The organism is Lactococcus hircilactis, assembly GCF_009601015.1.
Lineage (GTDB): Bacteria > Bacillota > Bacilli > Lactobacillales > Streptococcaceae > Lactococcus > Lactococcus hircilactis.
Genome location: NZ_WITJ01000020.1, coordinates 11808 through 29425, shown reverse-complemented (window position 1 = coordinate 29425; position 17618 = coordinate 11808). Strand labels below are relative to the sequence as shown.

Here is a 17618-nt window from a genome sequence, read left to right as displayed (position 1 = left end):
AAATTAGAGATGATACTTTTAGCGTATTCTTTACTGTTAAAATCAGCTAAATCACTGGAACCAGAGACTTTAAGATATTCTATCGGGTATCAAGTCATGGCTAAATAATCAACTAGCAATTCGGGTTCTACTTTTATTTTTTTTGCAACCCTACATTTTGTCAAACAAGTTTTACTTTTCACAAATTATTTTTTTCAAAATCGCATAAGTATCCGTTTTCATATTTTTTTCATTCTTATTTTTCACAATAAAAGTTACTGTATTTTAATATTTTTAACCATTTAGTAATATTTTTTGGTTCTTTAATGATAAACTAGAATCACTGAAAAAACAAAGTTAAAATAAAATGGACTTAAGAATAAGTACAGTAAAAACAATAGAGGTCTTATGACGACAACTGATGGAGTCGGATGCTTTACGTCAAAATTCCAACGTTAAAGGAGGATGTTCTGGGCTATTACAACCATTTCAAAGTCCAATGGAAATAAAAAAAGCTGACCCCGATGGATTATCGGAATCAGCTTCTTTTAGCTGCGTTGTTTTTTTGTGGTGCAATGCTGTCAGTAGTGACAGCAAAAATTTATTGCTCCTCTTTTTTTCTCACAAGAATTGGTGCTTCTTTTTGTGTGACTGCTGCTTTTGTGATGATGACTTTTTCAATCGTTGGATCACTTGGGACTTCAAACATGATGTCCATCATCGTTTCTTCAATGATGGAGCGTAAGCCACGCGCTCCTGTTTTTCGTTCAATTGCTTTTTGGGCGATGCTGCGCAAGGCTTGGTCTTCAAATTCTAATTTCACGTCATCAAAGGTGAGCAGGCGCTGATATTGCTTGACTAATGCGTTTTTGGGTTCGGTCAAAATACGAATCAAATCGTTTTCTGTCAATCGCTCCAAAGCAGCGACAACAGGTAAACGTCCGATAAATTCTGGAATCAGTCCAAATTTTTGAATGTCTTCAGAAATGATGGCTTGCATGTAAGATTCTTCTTCGTTGAGCGCTAAATTATTTGAACCAAATCCAATGATTTTTTCGCCTAGTCGTTGTTTTACGATTTCTTCGATTCCATCAAAAGCCCCTCCAACGATGAAAAGAATGTTTTTTGTGTTCACCTGAATCATCTCTTGGTTGGGGTGTTTGCGTCCGCCTTGAGGAGGAACACTTGCTGTGGTTCCTTCAATAATTTTAAGAAGGGCTTGCTGTACGCCCTCACCTGAAACATCACGCGTAATGGAAACATTTTCTGATTTTTTAGCAATTTTATCGATCTCATCAATGTAGATGATTCCACGCTCTGCACGTTCAATATTAAAATCACTCGCTTGTAGGAGTTTCAATAAAATATTTTCGACATCTTCACCGACATATCCTGCTTCAGTCAGGCTTGTCGCATCTGCAATCGCAAATGGTACGTTGAGTGCTTTAGCTAGCGTTTGAGCTAAAAAAGTCTTTCCTGAGCCTGTAGGGCCAATCAAAAGAATGTTTGATTTTTGAAGTTCAATATCGTCGTCACTTTGGTCGGAAAAATTGATGCGTTTATAATGATTGTAAACAGCAACTGCAAGTGCACGCTTGGCACGCTCTTGGCCGATGACGTAAAGATTAAGATGTGCCATCATTTCTTTTGGCGTTTTTACTTCAAGAAAATCCTTTTCAAGGCCGGCTTGGTGATCTTCTTGTAATTCTTCTTCAAGAATATGGACGGAGAGTTCGATGCACTCATTACAAATGAAAACATCGCTTCCTGCGATTATTTTTTTTACGTCTTCTTGTGCTTTACCACAAAAAGAGCAGTGAATGGTAGGTTGATTGATCGTTGTCATAATATTTTTCTAGTTTAAAGTAAGCCTGAAAAGGCGTGAATGGAGTTGACGAGATTGGTAAAGAAATTGATGAAGAAGATCATTCCGAGTCCCCAACGTTTTTTTCTAAAACATTGGATCATCAGAACAATACAAATTCCAGCCATAAGTGCTGTAAAAACACCAAATATCGATTTTGTCATGTTCATTTACTTCTATTCTTTTTATTTTTTGCTGTAGGTTTCGATGGTGAAATCATAGGCGTTTTTTTCATCTTTTGTATGAACTTCTTGTGTTATTTTTTTAAAAGCACTCCAGTCAAAGGTGGAAGGAAAAAATGCATCTCCCTCAAATCGTGCATTGATTTTGGTGCGATAGATTCCGTCAAGTTCATGCTCAAAAAGGCTAAACATTTCAGCACCTCCAGTGATGAAGAGCGTTTTATCTTGCTTTTGATACCAGCTAAGCACTTCATTTTTGCTGTGAAAGACTAAAATTGAGGCATTGTCTTTTTCATAAGACGGCTCGCGCGTTAAAACGAGTGCAGTCCGTCCAGGAAGGACACGTTTATTCATACCATCAAACGTTTTTCTTCCCATCAAGATAATGTTTCCCATGGTTACCTTTTTAAAATGCTGAAGTTCCGCGGGGAGTTTCCAAGGAAGTTTTCCGTCTTGCCCAATCAAGCCTTGTTCATCTTCTGCCCAGATTCCGTAGATCATGGTTTCTCCTTTTATTCCAAGGTTCTTGTCTTGTTCTCAAGTTGTCAGCACAAATCACTCAAAAAAGGTCAAAAAAACGGATGGTTTGGTGCAAGTAGGTTCAAAATTTCAGTGTTCTTGACGCTTTTTATTTGTGCGCACTCTATTATATCAAAAATTTGCTTTATTTTGTTAATCATCTGTTGTTTTGCCTGTTTCTTTTCTTTTCTTCTTTGTTTACGAATTTGAGAAAAATGACATTTGTCATTTGATTTCATGATGAAAACGTCTGTTTTTATAGCTCCGTTTTTTCTATACTTAACGTATGAAAAAATTAATTGAAATCAAAAATGTGACGAAGTCTTACGGGACGAAAAAAGTGCTTGCTGGTCTTGATTTGACGGTGAGACAAGGTGAAATCATTGCGCTGTTAGGTGAAAATGGTGCAGGAAAAACGACACTCATTAATATCATCAATGGTCTTAGTCGTGCCACGAGTGGTGAGGTTGTGCTTTTCTTGCCGCAAAGTAAAATCGGTGTCATGCTCCAAAGTAATCTGACGCTCAATCGTGTGAAAGTCAGCGAAGTGCTGAAACTTGCGCGCAGCTATTATGACAAACCGCTTGCTTACAGTGAACTTTTACGGCTGTCAGCGCTGACAGAAAAAGAAAATGCGCTGATGACTGAATTATCCGGTGGTCAGAAGCGTCGGCTGTCCTTTGCCTTAGCGCTAGCGGGAGATCCAGATCTCATTTTTCTTGATGAACCAACGACTGGGATGGATGCGGAACGGCGAAAAGAATTTTGGCTTGAGATTGCTCGGCTACAAGCGCTTGGTAAGACGTTTTTTGTCACAAGCCATTACTTGGAGGAGTTGGAAAACATCGCCTCACGTCTGGTGCTACTTGCGAGCCATGTTGTCAAATTTGACGGGACATTAGCCGATCTTCGCGCGCAAAATGCAGCCACTGAAATCAGCTTTAATTATGACGGAAAACTGCCCACGACACTACAAAGCGTTGTCAGTACTGACAGAACGGGAAATTTCTATTTTTTGACCACTAACGATACCAATCGCCTCACAGCATCACTTGTCCCATTATTTGACAAAGGATTGACCAATCTGTGCATCCAGCAAAATTCCCTTGACCATCTGTTTGGGACGCTTGTCAGTGCTGACAAAGGGAGAAAATTATGATCATTAAAAACGTGATTGAATTAAAAAATGTGCAAAATTCTGCACATTTTTGTTTTACGCTTCTTTTTTCTGCTATACTTGGTTCATCGATAAATGACAAACGGTTTGTCAAATCGCTTAAAGAAGCGATAAAAAATTAGAAAAGGAGAATTTCAAAAGAATGTCCGTCAGAAAGTTATATGTTCCTTGCTTTATTTGAAAGATTGTCACACACTCTTTCAAATCTAAAATAGCGAATCATTCGATTAGAAAGTGTATGAAAAATGAAAATTTCCATTAAAAAATTAAGCTTTAAAAATAAACTTTTATTGATTGTTGCTGCTTTTACCGTGACAAATGCTATCTCAGTGATAAATTCCACTCCTGCAAAAGCTATGGGTGTCACTTATCTCGGGACTAAAGAAGTTAAAGTAACACGCCTAGAAACTATATTGTACCATGGAAATGTATGGGTTACTATCAGTGACAATTGGAGCAATGCTGTTGAAATACACTACACTCATGGTGTTCATAGAATCACAACAAGCCACTAGTCAAGCGATAATCTGTTTTCAGGGGCTGTGACAGATGTTTACACGTATCGCTATGTCAGTTATTAATTTTTCTCACTTTAGGAGAAATGCGCATGAAATTATATCGTTTTGAATTTAAAAAATTTTGTAAGAATAAAAGAAATGTCGTATTGTTTCTTGCGCTTTCTTTTCTTGTTTTTTTCAGTTTTTATTTTATCGTCGTCAAGTCATTCATCACACCTTCATTTCTCATCACACAGCAGATAAATATTAAACAACAAGAGATTAGTGAACTTCAAAGCGGACAATCAATGGATACACTTGATCAAAAAAAGAATCGTGCTCAAAAAATACAGATAGACACCGCACAAATCACGGCACTAGAAGCTAAAAAGATCAACCGTTATTATCAATTAGAGTTCAAAAGCAATCAGATTGCCTTAAAAGATTCTTCTAATAGTGCGCAAACAATCGCACAATTAACATCTGAAAATGACTATATTCAACTGGTTCAAAAACGTCATCTGAATTTTGAAATCAGTCCTAGTAATCAATTATCTGCTTTTTCTTCTTTTATTAGTTTTGGATTAGTTTTGTTTTTTTCAAGTTTATTTCTTCTCGGATTTTCACTCTTTGTTTCTACTGAATTAGCGATACATTTTGAAAATAAAGAAAATCGTTACTACTCTTTTGCCCATATTTCGCCACTCAAAACTGTTTTGAGTAAAATCTCCGCACCAATTTCTGTCACATTTCTATGGATTTTAGGGATAAGTACTCTTTTCATCATTCTTTTTGGATTTCTCTACGGATTTAATTCACTTAATTATCCTGCTTATTTGATGAACCAATGGGGACCAAGTGCTGAGACAGACGTTTCTGGACTTTCTCAAAATATTGGTATTCCTGTGGGACAAGTCATCGTGATTTCTCTTTTATATCTCTTACTTCTCTTATTTTTTCTTTCGTCAGTTGGTGCACTTCTTTCTACACTCACGCATCGCAGTATGGTGGTTGTTGGGATGATTGCTATTTTAATCGTGGGATGGTCTTTAGCGATGAATCTCCCGTATGTTCAATCTTTTCGACGATTTATTCCCATGAGTTATCTCAACCCCTTAGAGCTGATGTGTCATCCAAGCTATCTCGCAGGAAAATTTTCTCTCATCGTTGGCGTAAGCTACTTACTTTTGTTGAGTTTAGGGTGTCTTTTTAGTGCAATATTCTTACCTAAGCAGCATCACATTCGGAGGATATGACATGCCACTTATCATAAAAAATCTAAAACTTCCTGATACGGCGTCTTTTGATCTTGAGTTCAATGAAAATGGGCTTTATGGCATCATTGGACGCAACGGCATTGGAAAAAGTACCTTGTTTTCTGTCATATCAGGAGAGATTGCTCACTCTATCGGAACGATTACTTCTTGCCGTGTCGCTTACTTGCCAGATGTAGAAAGTTTTGACGAAAATCTCAGCGCAAAAGATTATTTTTCCATTTTGTCAGATGATGAAAAATCAGAAGCCCTCCGCTTGACGACATTTTTCAGCACAAATTCCTTTTATCAAAAGAAAATAGAAAACTATTCGCTTGGGATGAAAGAACTTTTTGCAACGATATTATGTTTTTCGATGCAGTGTGAGGTGCTCATCATTGATGAGCTTTTCAGCGGTCTTGATGTAGCGATAAAAGTAAAAGTTTATCAAGTCCTTAAGGAATTTTCAAAAACACACATTGTCCTACTAACCTCACACGATTTAAGAGAAATCGAACATTTCTGTCAAACATCGTTTCTCTTATCAGAAAAAGGTCTGACTCTCGTCACGGACTTTCAAGCAGCAAAAAAAGAAATCGGTTATATGGAACTCTTTTAATTGACGTGAACTGTTGTTTTTAATCATTTCAGCTTATTTTCAAAAAAATGTGCAAAATTCTGCACATTTTTGTTTTACGCTTCTTTTTTCTGCTATACTTGGTTCATCGATAAATGACAAACGGTTTGTCAAATCTCGCATGATCCTCATTGAGTACTTGGGCTAAATGTTTGGGATTAGTTAAAGTATGCTTTTGGATTCTTCTGTGGATTGTATCACTTAATGGCTCGTTTTAGGGTAAAACAAAAAAATCCTGAACTCATTTTCGATGAATACTACGTCCAGCATCTAAGTCCTCTAATGCTTCGTAGTGATTCAAAAGAGAAGAAATAATAAAGAATTAAGAGGAAAAAAAACATGACACAAACACTACAACAACAGCTTGGGACAGCGTTCAAGTTGTTGCGTGAATCAAAGGAGTTGTCTCAATCTACGTTTGAAGGGATGGGACTGTCGCGGCGGAGCATTATGAACTTTGAAAAAAGTGAGAAAATGCTTGAAATTGATAAACTTGATAATGCACTGGCATTTATGGATACGTCACTTGCCGAATACGAATACCTTGCAAATGATTGGGCTTTAGATGATTTTGAGGAGACTTTCTTGACACTTGAGCACGCCTACTACAAAGAAGATTTAAAGGTCATAAAAAAAATCGAAGCGGAGTATCAAGAAAAAGACCGTCGAATTTCCTTATCCGCAAAGGCGACTTATACGAAATTGACTGAAAAGGAAAAAACATTTCTCGCAGATTACATCTTTGGGGTGGAGATTTGGGGTTTTTACGAATTGTCGCTTTTATCCTTCATTGTGGAACAACTTTCTCCTGCACTTATGGCTTCCATTGTTGATGGATGGTACAACGCAACAGCACCTTTTAAGCTGATTTTTAAATACCGTAGAAAAATGCAACAATGTTTGCATCGTTCGGTCATGGTGCTGTGTCAAGCAAAAGATAAAGAAATGGCAGAGCATTTACTCAACCGTGCTCAAAAACTTCTCTTTGAGCGCGACACTTTCTCACGTGTGATGCATCGCTTTGTGCGAGGCTATTATACGTGGTGTTTTCTGGATAAGGAAGCAGGAAATATTTTAATGAAAAGTGCCATCCATATTTTCACTGAAACGGGAAGTGAAGATTTAGCGCAGCATTATCAAAAGGTTTATGATATTTATGTTACAAAATTCCTGAAAGAATCATGACATCTGTCACGTCTTTTCATGATAAAATCGTCTGTTTTGGGGGACGATTTTTTCTTATACTAGATGTAGAACAAAACGATTGAGAAAGGAGTTCAAATGAACTGGAGAAAATTTCCGTTTCCGCTGATTGTGACGATGGTTTATGTCGCGCTTGGGACTTGGACAGGCTTGTGGGATAAGGCCTGGGTAATTTATCTGACGATACCGATTTATTACAGCATTGTCGGTGCGTTGAGGGGAAATTCAAAGAAAAAGTCTGTTAAGGCGAATAAACATGATGATTGGAGCAATTTTTAAATGAAAAATCTACTGACACAAATTAAAATCAACTATCTGCGCGTTATTTTGCGCAATAAGCGCTTTCTCTTTATGAGCATTATACTGCCGATTGTTTTTTACCTGCTTTTTACGAAAGTTATGAATGTCGGGGTGCCAGCGCATTATATGAAAACTTGGCAGCTCAACTATATGATCTCAATGGCGGTTTACAGCAGCCTGATTAGCTCGGTTGTGACGGCGTCAAATACACTTTTGGAAGATCGTGAAAAACACTTTACCCTCTTTGTCAAGCTCACTAGCGGGAGCGATTTGCGCTATTATTTGGGAATGATTGCCGTTTTTCTGCCGCTCAATATTTTTGCAATCGCGGTGCTTGGTCTGACCGCTAAGCTTGCCAATGGTGTGAGTGTATCGGTAATGGGCGGAGTCGCGCTTGTCATTTTACTACCGCTGCTCTCGATTCCGCTGCTTTTGATTGGCATTCTCATCAGCATGTCAGGTTCTAGCAACACGGTCAATATTCTCAGTCAAATCGTCATGTTTGCTTTTGCGATTATCGGTGCGCTTTGGTGGCCGATTGAGCTCTTGCCAAAGGCGTTGCAGACGATCGGAAAGCTGCTGCCGACTTATCAAATCTCGACGCTCATGCAGGAAATCATTCACAACAATCCTGTCAGCACTGACAGAGTGCTTGGACTCGTGATTTGGACAGTTGTCTTGGCGCTTGCGATTACGCTTTCCATGCGTCATAAGCGTTTGCAGGAAGTACAGACGATCTAGTCCGCTGTTTCTTGATAATTTAGCATCAAAAAGATATACTAAATAGAGCGATGTAGGCTATTTCGATCAGCTGCTCTAAACGCTAAAGGCTGCTTTAGTGCAGCTTGTGAAAGTGGCAACAATCTTTTTGACTGACACTGTTTCATCTGTGTCAGTCAAAAATTGATTTTTAGGAAACGAATGAAAAAATGAAATCCATGAAAAACTTCCTTGAAAAGCACATTCTGTTCCCGAAAAGATTCGGGATTCAGCCTTATATCTGGCTCTTTTTTTTGGCACCTACTGTGGTCGGATTAATGGGCTATTCTCCTTGGCAACAGGCTTTGGGGGCTTTGCTCATTCTGATTTTTTTGAAAGCCTACCGTGACGGCTATGGCGGTGAGCACGCGCATTTGACGCGCAGTTTTGTCCTTCAGATGGTCGTTACGCTCATTCTCGCAGTGAATCCTTGGTTTCAAACTTGGGGGATTCAGATTTTCACGGGATTTTCGATGGGATTTTGGGAAGTTTCTGATCGACGCTTTCGGACTTTTCTTTGGATTTATTATAGCGTGGCTGTATTATCCTATGTTGGTTCGATTTTTGAGTTTGGATTTCAAGGGCTCAATCCGTCCAGTCTTGTTTGGATTTTTGTGGGAACGGTATTTATTCTAATTTCTCCAATTTTTTCAAAACTCATGAGTCGGACTTATAATGTAACCGAGGAAAATAAAGCGCTTGAAGCGCGCGTGCGCCAGCTTGAGCGGGAGCGGATTGCTTATGATTTGCACGATACGCTCGGTCAGACTTTCTCCACGATTTCACTCGAAGCTGAGCTTGCAAGCAAGCTCATTGACAAAAAGCCTGACGCTGCAAAAGCCGAGCTGGCAAAGATTGGAGACAATGCGCGTGAGAGCTTGACGCTGGTGCGTGAAATCGTCAGTGGACTGAAAGAAGAAACGCCTGTGGATGTCCTTGCTGACAAGGAAAAATCTCTTGCCCTCGCTGCTATCACGCTCACGATTACAGGCGATGGGGCGAATTTCCCGTCACCCGCCGCTGCTGTCCTCAAAGAAGCCCTGACAAACGTCGTCAGACACAGCAAGGCAAGTCTTGTGTCTGTCACATTTGATGAAACGGATGAGCAGTATCAGCTGACGATTTCTGATAACGGCATTGGACTTTCTGGCGCGCAACCCTCACACGGAATGATCGGCATGAAAAAACGTGTCGAAGAAAGTGGTGGCGTATTTTCTGTCAGTACAGAGCGTGGCACATCGCTCACCGTTTGCTTACCCAAAAAAGAGAATGAATCTGTCAGTACTGACAGAAGAAGGGCCATCTATGATTAAAAAATCAAGAAAAATGTTATCGCTCTCAGTCGTTATGATTTTTGCCTGCTTTTTTCTAAGTTCTTGCTCCTTTTCAACACATTTTAAGGACGTAGATTATCTCAAAGCGCATCAAGAAGTAATAAGCAAAACACTTTTTTTCCAACTTGACCCGAAAAAAAAACATATTGAAAACATCACAATTGAATCAGGAAGTGCGGACGGCTATTATGACAATGGGGGAGACGTTTCAGGTTGTTACCACATCAAATTTACCGCTTACGTCAATCATGACAAAAATAAGACTTTGAAAGCCGAACTCACCTTTCCTGACCAGGCAATTGGTCCTTTTACATTTAAGAAGCCTGATCCCTATCAAACGCCAGAAAAGTTTGACAATTGGGCGATTGATCCATTAGATATTCCTGAAACGAAATTTTGGAAATTTTATTTTGATGAACAGGACAAAATAGAAGCGAGTCAGTCCATAAGTGAATCTAAAGAATCTGTAAGTGAATCCGAATCATCATCTTCTTTGACTGCAAAAACAAAAGAAGTCACAAAAACACAGTCACCTCTTTTTCCAAAATGGCTGAATCTCCACAAAGCAGCGCTCCTATCAGTGCTCAACAGCAAGATTGAAAGTTCCGCGAAAACGCAAACAGGAAATATCACGGACTTTACTTTGAAAACATTTGATGCTGGTTTAGATTCTAGCCAGTTTGATCTCAATCTCAATTTCACGAAATCAACGACAGCAATTGAGGCGGCTGGTTTTATCATTACTTTTGATGACCCAACGCTCAAAGATCTCTCTAAAGGCGCTACGATTGACTTTGGCTATCTTGCTACTTATAATTATCATTTTACGACGCATTACTTAGGAGACATTTTCCCTAATCAGCTGAGAACAACTCAGACACTCAACACAAAAATCCACATTAAATAAAAAAAACAATCAGAAAGGAAATATCATCATGACAACGCTCTACCTCGCAGACGATCAAAAAATGCTTTTGTCTGCGCTTGCTTCGTTACTTGATCTGGAAGATGATTTTGACGTCGTCGGCACTGCCAGTGACGGTGCACAAGCACTAAGTGACATTTTACTCAAAAAACCAGAGCTTGCGATTTTAGATATCGAAATGCCAAAGCTGACAGGACTTGAGGTCGCTTCCCAGCTCCGTGAAAAATCTGTCCCAACAAAAATCATCATTCTTACAACCTTTGCTCAAGAAACCTATTTCCAGCAAGCTGTGGCGTCAGAGGTCAATGGCTATCTTCTCAAAGACAGCAAAAGTGATCTTTTGATTCGCACAATTCACGATGTGCTGGATGGACAGACGATTTTTGCACCGGAGCTGGTCAGAACTGTCTTACGTGCGGAGAAAAATCCCCTGACTGCGCGCGAAATGGAGGTGTTGCGCACCATTGCAAAAGGGCTCTCAACAGAAGAAATCGCACGCGCCGTCTTTCTCTCAGAAGGCACCGTCAGAAACTACATCTCCTCAATTCTCAGTAAAACGGGCAGTCACAACCGGATAGAAGCGATCAACACTGCAAAAGTCAATAAATGGATTTAACAAACATTCCTTATTTTTGATTTTCACATTTTCTGTCAGTACTGACAGAAAAATTCCACGTCAAAAAACTTCCAGCACCGCCAATTTTCACTCTTCTTCTTTTTAGATTCCTCAAAAAATTTCTGTCAGTGCTGACAGAAAAAACGATGAACTGACACGAACTAAAACAAAACAGCCCGAATTTTTGATCCGTTTTTTTCACATTCAGCCATCGTTTTTATTTACTTTTGTAAATTTTTGTTTTATACTTCAGATATACAAAAGGAGATTTCAATAATGAAAGCATTCGCTGCAAAAGGAAATAAAATCAGTACACTTAGCGCGATTGAAACAGAGCGCCCACACTTAAACGCCCATGATCTTTTGATCAACGTCGAGGCCGTTTCAGTCAATCCAGTAGATACAAAAGTCCGTCAAAGTTTGTCAGCACTGACAGAACCCGTAATTCTGGGCTATGATGGCTATGGCACCGTCGTTGAACGTGGAAGTAAAGCGCATTTATTTGCGATCGGAGATAAGGTTTTTTGGGCTGGCGATGTGACCCGAAGTGGGAGCAATGCAGAATTTCAAGCTGTTGATGAGCGTATCGTTGGATTTGCACCAAAAAAAATTTCCAAAGCAAAAGCAGTCGCAATGCCCCTAACAAGCTTGACAGCATACGAATTACTTTTTGAAAAACTTGCCATTGATCCCACTGGTGCTGACAAAAATAAAACACTCTTGATCATCAACGGTGCAGGAGGCGTTGGTTCAGTAGCAACACAGCTAGCCAAAAAAATCGCTAAACTTCACGTCATTGCCAGTGCATCAACTCCTGAGGCTATTGCTTGGGTTAAAAAAATGGGAGCTGATGAGGTCGTCAATCACCACGGCTCTCTTGTCGATGACGTTCGACATTTAGGACATCATCATGTGGATTACATCTTGATTCTCAATGCCGTCAACCAACATATCGCTGCCGTCACAGAATTAATTGCCCAACAAGGAAAGATTGCCAATATTATCGAGCCAGCTCAAGCACTCAATTTAGATCCCCTCGCTCACAAGTCCGCAAGTTTTAGCTTTGAGTGGATGTTTACCAAAGCTGTCAGTCAAACGCCTGATATCGAAAGTCAACATCACATCTTAAACCAGATTGCACAATGGCTTGATAGCGGAAAAATAACGTCCACCATGACACAAAATCTTGGAACGCTTACCGAAAAAAATCTCCAAAACGCACATGAAATGCTTGAGAACGGACACACCATCGGTAAAATCGTGCTCATCACTGATGAAAAATAAAAAAGCGCAGATTTTAAAATCTGCGTTTTTTTATGCTCTACTTTTGATGTATCATTCTCATTTCTTTTTTCCCTCTAAATATAGCATTCTTGCGCGATTTTTTTTGGCGTTGAGTGAGTTGCCTTTTTCATTCTAAATTTTTTCTCAGTATAATCGTGACCCCTTCCACATCATTTCACTGAATTTTGCTGAAATTTCTGACGTGGGTATTCCTTTTGCCGCCAATCGTTTTGCTGTGGCTGCGATCGCTTCACCAATCTCAATCACATGACCGTCAAGATCATAAAATCGCATGCTCATCTGTTCATTTTCATTTTCACTTGGCCCATGTAACCATAAAATTTCAGTCTTTAGCCTAAGTTTTTCATAACAAGCGACAATATCATCTACTTCAAAATAAAGTTCGAAATGATGCGATGAATGTGACAGCGAGAATATTTTTTTTACATCATCATCCATCCATTCATCAAAAGAAATTGTGGAGATCAGACTAAGACCAACTTCAAATTTCACCATCTTTTTTTCTTTATGGTAGATAACGGTTTGTCCAAGTACCGTCTCATAAAAATGCTTCGCCGCTTCTACATCTGCAACAATCAATAAAGGACCATCATATCTTATTTTCATTTCATTTTCCCTTTTCTATTTTGACGTCATATTTAAGCTGTAAATCAATTCATTTTACAAGGACTGACAGCTCGGACAGAAATAATTCACCGTACCACTTCCGCGTATTTTGTAATTTCTGGTACTTCTGCCATCATGTTTCTTTCTTCTAATTCAAAAACAGTGCTATTTACTTTCCTCAATCAAAGCTTCAACCGTCTCTACTGAATCACCGAATTTTTCAGCAATCTCAGCTGTCGTCATGCCCTCATCAGCCAAGCGCTTTGCGACAAGTGCAATCGCCTCACTAATCTCAATAATGTGCCCGTCAAGATCGTAAAGCCGCATGGTCCGTGCACCATAATCCACTTCAATCGGGGCGTGCAGCCAATTTAGCTCAGAATTTTCCTTTAGCGTCGCATAGCAGCCCTCAATATCCTCCACCTCAAAATAGAGCTGAAAGTTATTGGACTGACTCCTCACATTCAATCCTCTAGCTGCTTCATCCGTCATCCAGCTCTTGTAGGTGGACTCAGGAGCAAGGGAAATGCCCGATTCAAAGCTGACCATTTCCCCCTCATAGTAGAAGCTCGCCGTTTGTCCCAGCACGCTTTCGTAAAAATCCTTTGCTGCTTTTAAGTCAGCGACAATCAAGAGTAATCCTTCGTATTTCATTTCCATTTTTATATTTCCTTTCTTAGCTCTGCGCAATTTCAAATTGCACTTTTTTACTCAGTCCACTAACGACCAACCGATAAGATTCATCTATCATTTTTTTGATGCTTTCATCAGGCAGCTTTTCTGCCAGATAGATGCTGTTCCAGTGGGATTTATTCATGTAGTAGCCAGGAACGACCTTTCCCTCGTAGCGTTCACGGACTTCCTGCCCCTGCTCAGGATTGAGCTTTAATGTCAGGATTTCTGCGCCTTTATTATCCTGCACGTGCATGGCAAACATCTTTCCGCCAATCAAGTAGCGATGCGCTTCCCAATCTTCTTGAAAATCTTTTTTCACTGAAGGTTTGCTCAACAGATGCTTTTCTAGTGTTGTTTTCATTTTTCTAAATCCTTTCTTATACGCGACTGCGCTTATAAAGCTGCATTGTGACAAGATAGGAGACGATGAGAATCCCAGCCGACATCAAGAGACCAATCCCGAAATCAGCATGAATAGTGCCCTGCGTGAGAAGTTGATTCAGACCATTGATGATGAAGTTTCCAGGATGAAGTGCCATGATATTTTGTACAAACTGTGGCAGCTCAAAGAAAATCATCGCGCCCATCATCTCAGAAGCGAGCATAAAGAATCCCATGACCAGCATGAATAGTGCTGATGTCATCCCCATTGACTTCGCCAAGAAACCGACCACTGCCATGAGCCACGACATCGCTAAGGCAAAGACAAAGAGCCCTATGTAGAAAAGGAGCCAATGCCCTATCCCTGCTGCTGTCGTCATGCCAAGGATAAAAGCCAGTCCTGTAATCAGAGCAATAGAGACTCCTGTCAAAAGAACATTTGCAAGGACGTGACTCCAAAGAAAAGCATTTTTTGCGAGCGGCATCGAGCGCAAGCGGGTCATCATGTTCTTTTCACGGTCATCAAAAATCTTGAAAGCCGTATAGGAAGTCCCCATCAACACACTGATGATCGCCATGATAGGAAAGATATGTCCCAGCGCCAAGCTGGTATCTCCCGTCGCACGTGCAACAGCAAAGTTGATGAGAAAAATGACGATTGGCATGACAAGCGTGGTGATAATTGCTTCACCGTCGCGCAAGTTTTTCTTCAAATTTCGTTTCATTAATACTAACGTTTCGTTCATTTTTTATTTTCCTTTCTTGACAATTTTGAGAAAAATATCCTCTAAATCGGCATTTTTCTTCCCGTGTGCTTTGTGGTGCTGCGCTTGAAGCTCTGAAAAATCCCCTTCAAGAACGATTTTCCCATCGTGCAAAATAGCAATTTTATCCGCCAATTCCTCGGCTTCTTTCAGATATTGCGTCGTCAGAACAATCGTCGTGCCCTCACTTTTCAGCTCTTTGATCACCTCATAGACCTCATAGCGCGCTTCGGGATCAAGTCCTGTCGTTGGCTCATCGAGGAAAAGGACCGCACGCGAGCTAATCAGCCCCATGGCAATATCCACACGCCGCTTCATGCCGCCCGAATAACTTTTTACCCGCTTGTCCGCAGCCGAAGTCATCCCAACCATCTCCAGTACTTCTGCGACTTTCTTGCGCCCATTTGGCACTTTCCACAAATCCGCCATGAGCTGGAGGTTCTCTCTGCCTGTCATGATATCATCAAGCGCCGAGAACTGCCCTGTCAGGGCAATCGTAGAGCGGACATTCTGTCCGTCTTTTGTGACATCGTAACCGTTGACCATAGCAACGCCAGAGTCTGGCGCAATCAAGGTTGAAAGAATGTTAATCATCGTTGTTTTTCCTGCGCCGTTCGAGCCAAGTAGCGCATAGACCTCGCCCGACTTAACATTGAAATCAACGCCTTTTAGGACGGCTTTGTCACCAAAACTTTTTTTGATGTTGCTTACTGTAATCATGTTTGTTGTCATTTTCTTCTCCTTTTAAGGACTGCTCTTTTTGCACTTCTATTTCTAGGTGTTTGATCTATAAAGGCGATCTTTAAAAACTGCGCAATTTAAATTTTAATCGCACCTAAAAGAGTTATGGTGGTTTTTTCATCTGTATTTCCTCATTCATTTTTCATTATTTTTTAATAATATTATTATTATTTTATTATACCTTTTAAATGAAAACAAAAAAAATAATATACTAAATCCTCCATTTTTCAATGATTAAAAATAAAAAAATGATTCATCCCTTGATTAGGTCTGTCTATCCCAGCAGATGAATTGATTGCTTCTGTCAAAAAAACTATAATAATCTGGTGAAAATAAAAAAACACATTGATTCCTCCCTGAGTGAGTCCGAGGTGATCATCCACGCCAAAACAACTCAAGAGGCGGATCTCATTGCTCAAAAGCTGACCGCACAACTCTCTATTGTGACTCCAAATGGTTTATTTTTCTTAACTTTATCTGAGATTTTGTGTCTGATGAGTCAGAGAAATTACGTTGAAATCGCCATGATTACGGGGGAGCACATCCAGGTGAGAGGAACATTAAAAGATTTTGAACTGCGTTTGGGATCTGATTTTGTCAGAATTTCTAGAAGCACAATCATAAACTTTGAGCACCTCCAAAGTCTTGACACGAGCTTGATTCATGGCATTGTTGCAAAAGTTTCAGGACAAAACTATACGGTGAGTCAGTCTGGATATCAAGCGCTACTGACTCACCTCGCAAGAAAGGAGCGTGAATATGCGCATCATGATTAATCATCTACTACTTCCTATGGGACGCGGGATTACTTTGGGAAGTTTTGTACTGATCATCTTAATTTTGCTTCACATTAGCAGTTGGCACCTCAAAACCGCACTTGCAGTCCTGTTTTTTTCTGCTCTTCAAGGAGTCATTTCTCATCTTTTAAAAGAAAAAATCGAAAACTTTTGGATTCGCATCATTACTGAGAGTATCATCAGTTATCTGATGGCAATGACGTTTTTTTTACTGGCACAATTGCATACGACAATCCTAAGAATTTCGTGGACTTGGGTGATTTTATTTCTCTTGATCAGTGGGCTATTTTATCTAAGTAACCACTATAAAGTCCATTATTTTAATAAAAAAATAGAAAAGAGTGTGTTGAAATGAAAGAAATAATAGAAATAGGTTTAGTTTTGATCCTTTTGATCTACATCATGGCGCAACAACTCAAAGCGCAACCTATTGCTCATAAAACAAAAACGTATGGTATTTTATTTTTAGTAGGAATTTATTTTGTCTATCAAAATTGGCAAGATTTAAGGTGGAATGTGGGATTAATCGGAGCGATTATTTTAGGAGATCTCTTATGTCCAGCACTTTTTGGATATTTACGTGCACAATCCAGCAGGATTTTTATTGGAGATGATGGTGTCATCAATCGTCAAGGGACTTGCCTCACGCTTATTTTTTGGGGATCATTTATTCTTGTCCGAGCTTGCTTTGGGTATTTTATTAAAGGCAGTGAGACGTTTTTACTCATTTCACTTGCGGTATCTCTATTTGTCCAAAACGAAATCACCTGGTCAAACGCAAAGCGCCATTTTCCAAAAGCCATCCAAAAAAATCTCGCGTTCCAAGCAGAAAAACAAAAAAATAGGAGCTGAATGCTCTTATTTTTTTCGCTTGATTTCAGATTTTAAAAGGATTTGAACATCACGTGAAAAAATACGTACTATTTTTCATTATTGTCAGAATGTCGGAACTCTCGACATACAAATTTTCATTACGTATTTATTCTTTTTTGTGCTTTGAAAACATCGATTTATCTCAACCAAAAGTTGTGCAAGCCTCCAAGACTCAGTTGCATTTTTTCTCAAATAAGAAAATAACTTTCAAAAATTAGCATAAATTTTCAT

The 17618-nt window shown here is 39.5% G+C and carries 23 protein-coding genes and 1 pseudogene; 16 read left to right on the top strand and 8 right to left on the bottom strand.

Annotated elements, in window-relative coordinates; all coding sequences use genetic code 11:
* A pseudogene (locus GHI93_RS11205) lies at positions 1-108 on the top strand (IS982 family transposase); the annotation flags it as partial.
* Between the two features lie 472 nt (positions 109-580).
* Here GHI93_RS11205 and clpX read toward each other — a convergent pair.
* Genes clpX through GHI93_RS11195 form a run of 3 tightly spaced genes read right to left on the bottom strand, consistent with a single transcriptional unit; the run spans position 581 to position 2526 of the window.
* Entirely contained in the window at positions 581-1825 is a 1245-nt protein-coding gene (gene clpX, locus GHI93_RS11200; RefSeq protein WP_153497113.1) for an ATP-dependent Clp protease ATP-binding subunit ClpX, read from the bottom strand.
* Between the two features lie 14 nt (positions 1826-1839).
* Positions 1840-2007: a hypothetical protein gene (locus GHI93_RS12865; protein WP_170272442.1), complete on the bottom strand. Its 168-nt coding sequence runs from the start codon at positions 2005-2007 to the stop codon at positions 1840-1842.
* A gap of 21 nt (positions 2008-2028) precedes the next feature.
* Entirely contained in the window at positions 2029-2526 is a 498-nt protein-coding gene (locus GHI93_RS11195) for a dihydrofolate reductase (RefSeq protein ID WP_153497112.1), read from the bottom strand.
* Positions 2527-2830: 304 nt separating this feature from the next.
* On the opposite strand from GHI93_RS11195, the gene GHI93_RS11190 reads away from it, so the two are divergent.
* From GHI93_RS11190 to GHI93_RS11145, 12 genes are all read left to right on the top strand, one after another.
* Positions 2831-3703 carry an ABC transporter ATP-binding protein gene (locus GHI93_RS11190; protein WP_153497111.1) on the top strand — a complete coding sequence of 291 codons (873 nt, stop codon included), beginning with the start codon at positions 2831-2833 and terminating at the stop codon, positions 3701-3703.
* Positions 3700-3843, top strand: a complete 144-nt coding sequence (locus GHI93_RS13015; RefSeq protein ID WP_211368893.1) for a hypothetical protein — start codon at positions 3700-3702, stop codon at positions 3841-3843. Before GHI93_RS11190 ends, GHI93_RS13015 begins: the two co-directional genes overlap by 4 nt.
* 123 nt (positions 3844-3966) lie before the next feature.
* Positions 3967-4236: a hypothetical protein gene (locus GHI93_RS11185; RefSeq protein WP_153497110.1), complete on the top strand. Its 270-nt coding sequence runs from the start codon at positions 3967-3969 to the stop codon at positions 4234-4236.
* Positions 4237-4328: 92 nt separating this feature from the next.
* Positions 4329-5474, top strand: a complete 1146-nt coding sequence (locus GHI93_RS11180) for a hypothetical protein (RefSeq protein WP_153497109.1) — start codon at positions 4329-4331, stop codon at positions 5472-5474.
* Position 5475: 1 nt separating this feature from the next.
* Positions 5476-6090: an AAA family ATPase gene (locus tag GHI93_RS11175; RefSeq protein WP_153497108.1), complete on the top strand. Its 615-nt coding sequence runs from the start codon at positions 5476-5478 to the stop codon at positions 6088-6090.
* Between the two features lie 357 nt (positions 6091-6447).
* Positions 6448-7293: an Rgg/GadR/MutR family transcriptional regulator gene (locus tag GHI93_RS11170; protein WP_153497107.1), complete on the top strand. Its 846-nt coding sequence runs from the start codon at positions 6448-6450 to the stop codon at positions 7291-7293.
* Between the two features lie 96 nt (positions 7294-7389).
* Positions 7390-7590, top strand: a complete 201-nt coding sequence (locus GHI93_RS11165; protein WP_153497106.1) for a hypothetical protein — start codon at positions 7390-7392, stop codon at positions 7588-7590.
* Positions 7591-8352, top strand: coding sequence for an ABC transporter permease (locus GHI93_RS11160; RefSeq protein WP_153497105.1), 762 nt, complete (start codon positions 7591-7593; stop codon positions 8350-8352).
* Between the two features lie 188 nt (positions 8353-8540).
* Positions 8541-9683, top strand: coding sequence for a sensor histidine kinase (locus tag GHI93_RS11155; protein ID WP_153497104.1), 1143 nt, complete (start codon positions 8541-8543; stop codon positions 9681-9683).
* A complete protein-coding gene (locus GHI93_RS12860) occupies positions 9676-10611 on the top strand; it encodes a hypothetical protein (protein WP_170272441.1) in 936 nt (311 codons plus the stop codon). Before GHI93_RS11155 ends, GHI93_RS12860 begins: the two co-directional genes overlap by 8 nt.
* A 28-nt stretch (positions 10612-10639) precedes the next feature.
* Positions 10640-11245: a response regulator transcription factor gene (locus GHI93_RS11150; protein WP_153497103.1), complete on the top strand. Its 606-nt coding sequence runs from the start codon at positions 10640-10642 to the stop codon at positions 11243-11245.
* 276 nt (positions 11246-11521) lie between these two features.
* Positions 11522-12529, top strand: coding sequence for a zinc-binding alcohol dehydrogenase family protein (locus GHI93_RS11145; RefSeq protein WP_153497102.1), 1008 nt, complete (start codon positions 11522-11524; stop codon positions 12527-12529).
* 144 nt (positions 12530-12673) lie between these two features.
* Here the strand turns inward: GHI93_RS11145 and GHI93_RS11140 are convergent, their stop codons facing one another.
* From GHI93_RS11140 to GHI93_RS11120, 5 genes are all read right to left on the bottom strand, one after another.
* Positions 12674-13156: a VOC family protein gene (locus GHI93_RS11140; RefSeq protein ID WP_153497101.1), complete on the bottom strand. Its 483-nt coding sequence runs from the start codon at positions 13154-13156 to the stop codon at positions 12674-12676.
* Between the two features lie 165 nt (positions 13157-13321).
* On the bottom strand, positions 13322-13816 hold the full coding sequence (locus tag GHI93_RS11135; protein ID WP_153497100.1) for a VOC family protein: 495 nt from the start codon (positions 13814-13816) through the stop codon (positions 13322-13324).
* Between the two features lie 16 nt (positions 13817-13832).
* On the bottom strand, positions 13833-14192 hold the full coding sequence (locus GHI93_RS11130) for an MmcQ/YjbR family DNA-binding protein (RefSeq protein WP_153497099.1): 360 nt from the start codon (positions 14190-14192) through the stop codon (positions 13833-13835).
* Positions 14193-14208: 16 nt separating this feature from the next.
* Positions 14209-14958, bottom strand: a complete 750-nt coding sequence (locus GHI93_RS11125; protein ID WP_153497098.1) for an ABC transporter permease — start codon at positions 14956-14958, stop codon at positions 14209-14211.
* 3 nt (positions 14959-14961) lie between these two features.
* A complete protein-coding gene (locus GHI93_RS11120; RefSeq protein WP_153497097.1) occupies positions 14962-15708 on the bottom strand; it encodes an ABC transporter ATP-binding protein in 747 nt (248 codons plus the stop codon).
* Between the two features lie 380 nt (positions 15709-16088).
* On the opposite strand from GHI93_RS11120, the gene GHI93_RS11115 reads away from it, so the two are divergent.
* From GHI93_RS11115 to GHI93_RS11105, 3 genes are read left to right on the top strand one after another with little or no spacing between them, the layout of a single operon-like run.
* Positions 16089-16493 (top strand): LytTR family transcriptional regulator DNA-binding domain-containing protein, encoded by a 405-nt coding sequence (locus GHI93_RS11115; RefSeq protein WP_211368891.1) that lies wholly within the window; start codon positions 16089-16091, stop codon positions 16491-16493.
* Positions 16477-16869, top strand: coding sequence for a hypothetical protein (locus GHI93_RS11110; protein WP_153497095.1), 393 nt, complete (start codon positions 16477-16479; stop codon positions 16867-16869). Before GHI93_RS11115 ends, GHI93_RS11110 begins: the two co-directional genes overlap by 17 nt.
* A complete protein-coding gene (locus GHI93_RS11105; RefSeq protein ID WP_153497094.1) occupies positions 16866-17366 on the top strand; it encodes a hypothetical protein in 501 nt (166 codons plus the stop codon). Before GHI93_RS11110 ends, GHI93_RS11105 begins: the two co-directional genes overlap by 4 nt.
* The last annotated feature ends 252 nt before the right edge of the window (positions 17367-17618 follow it).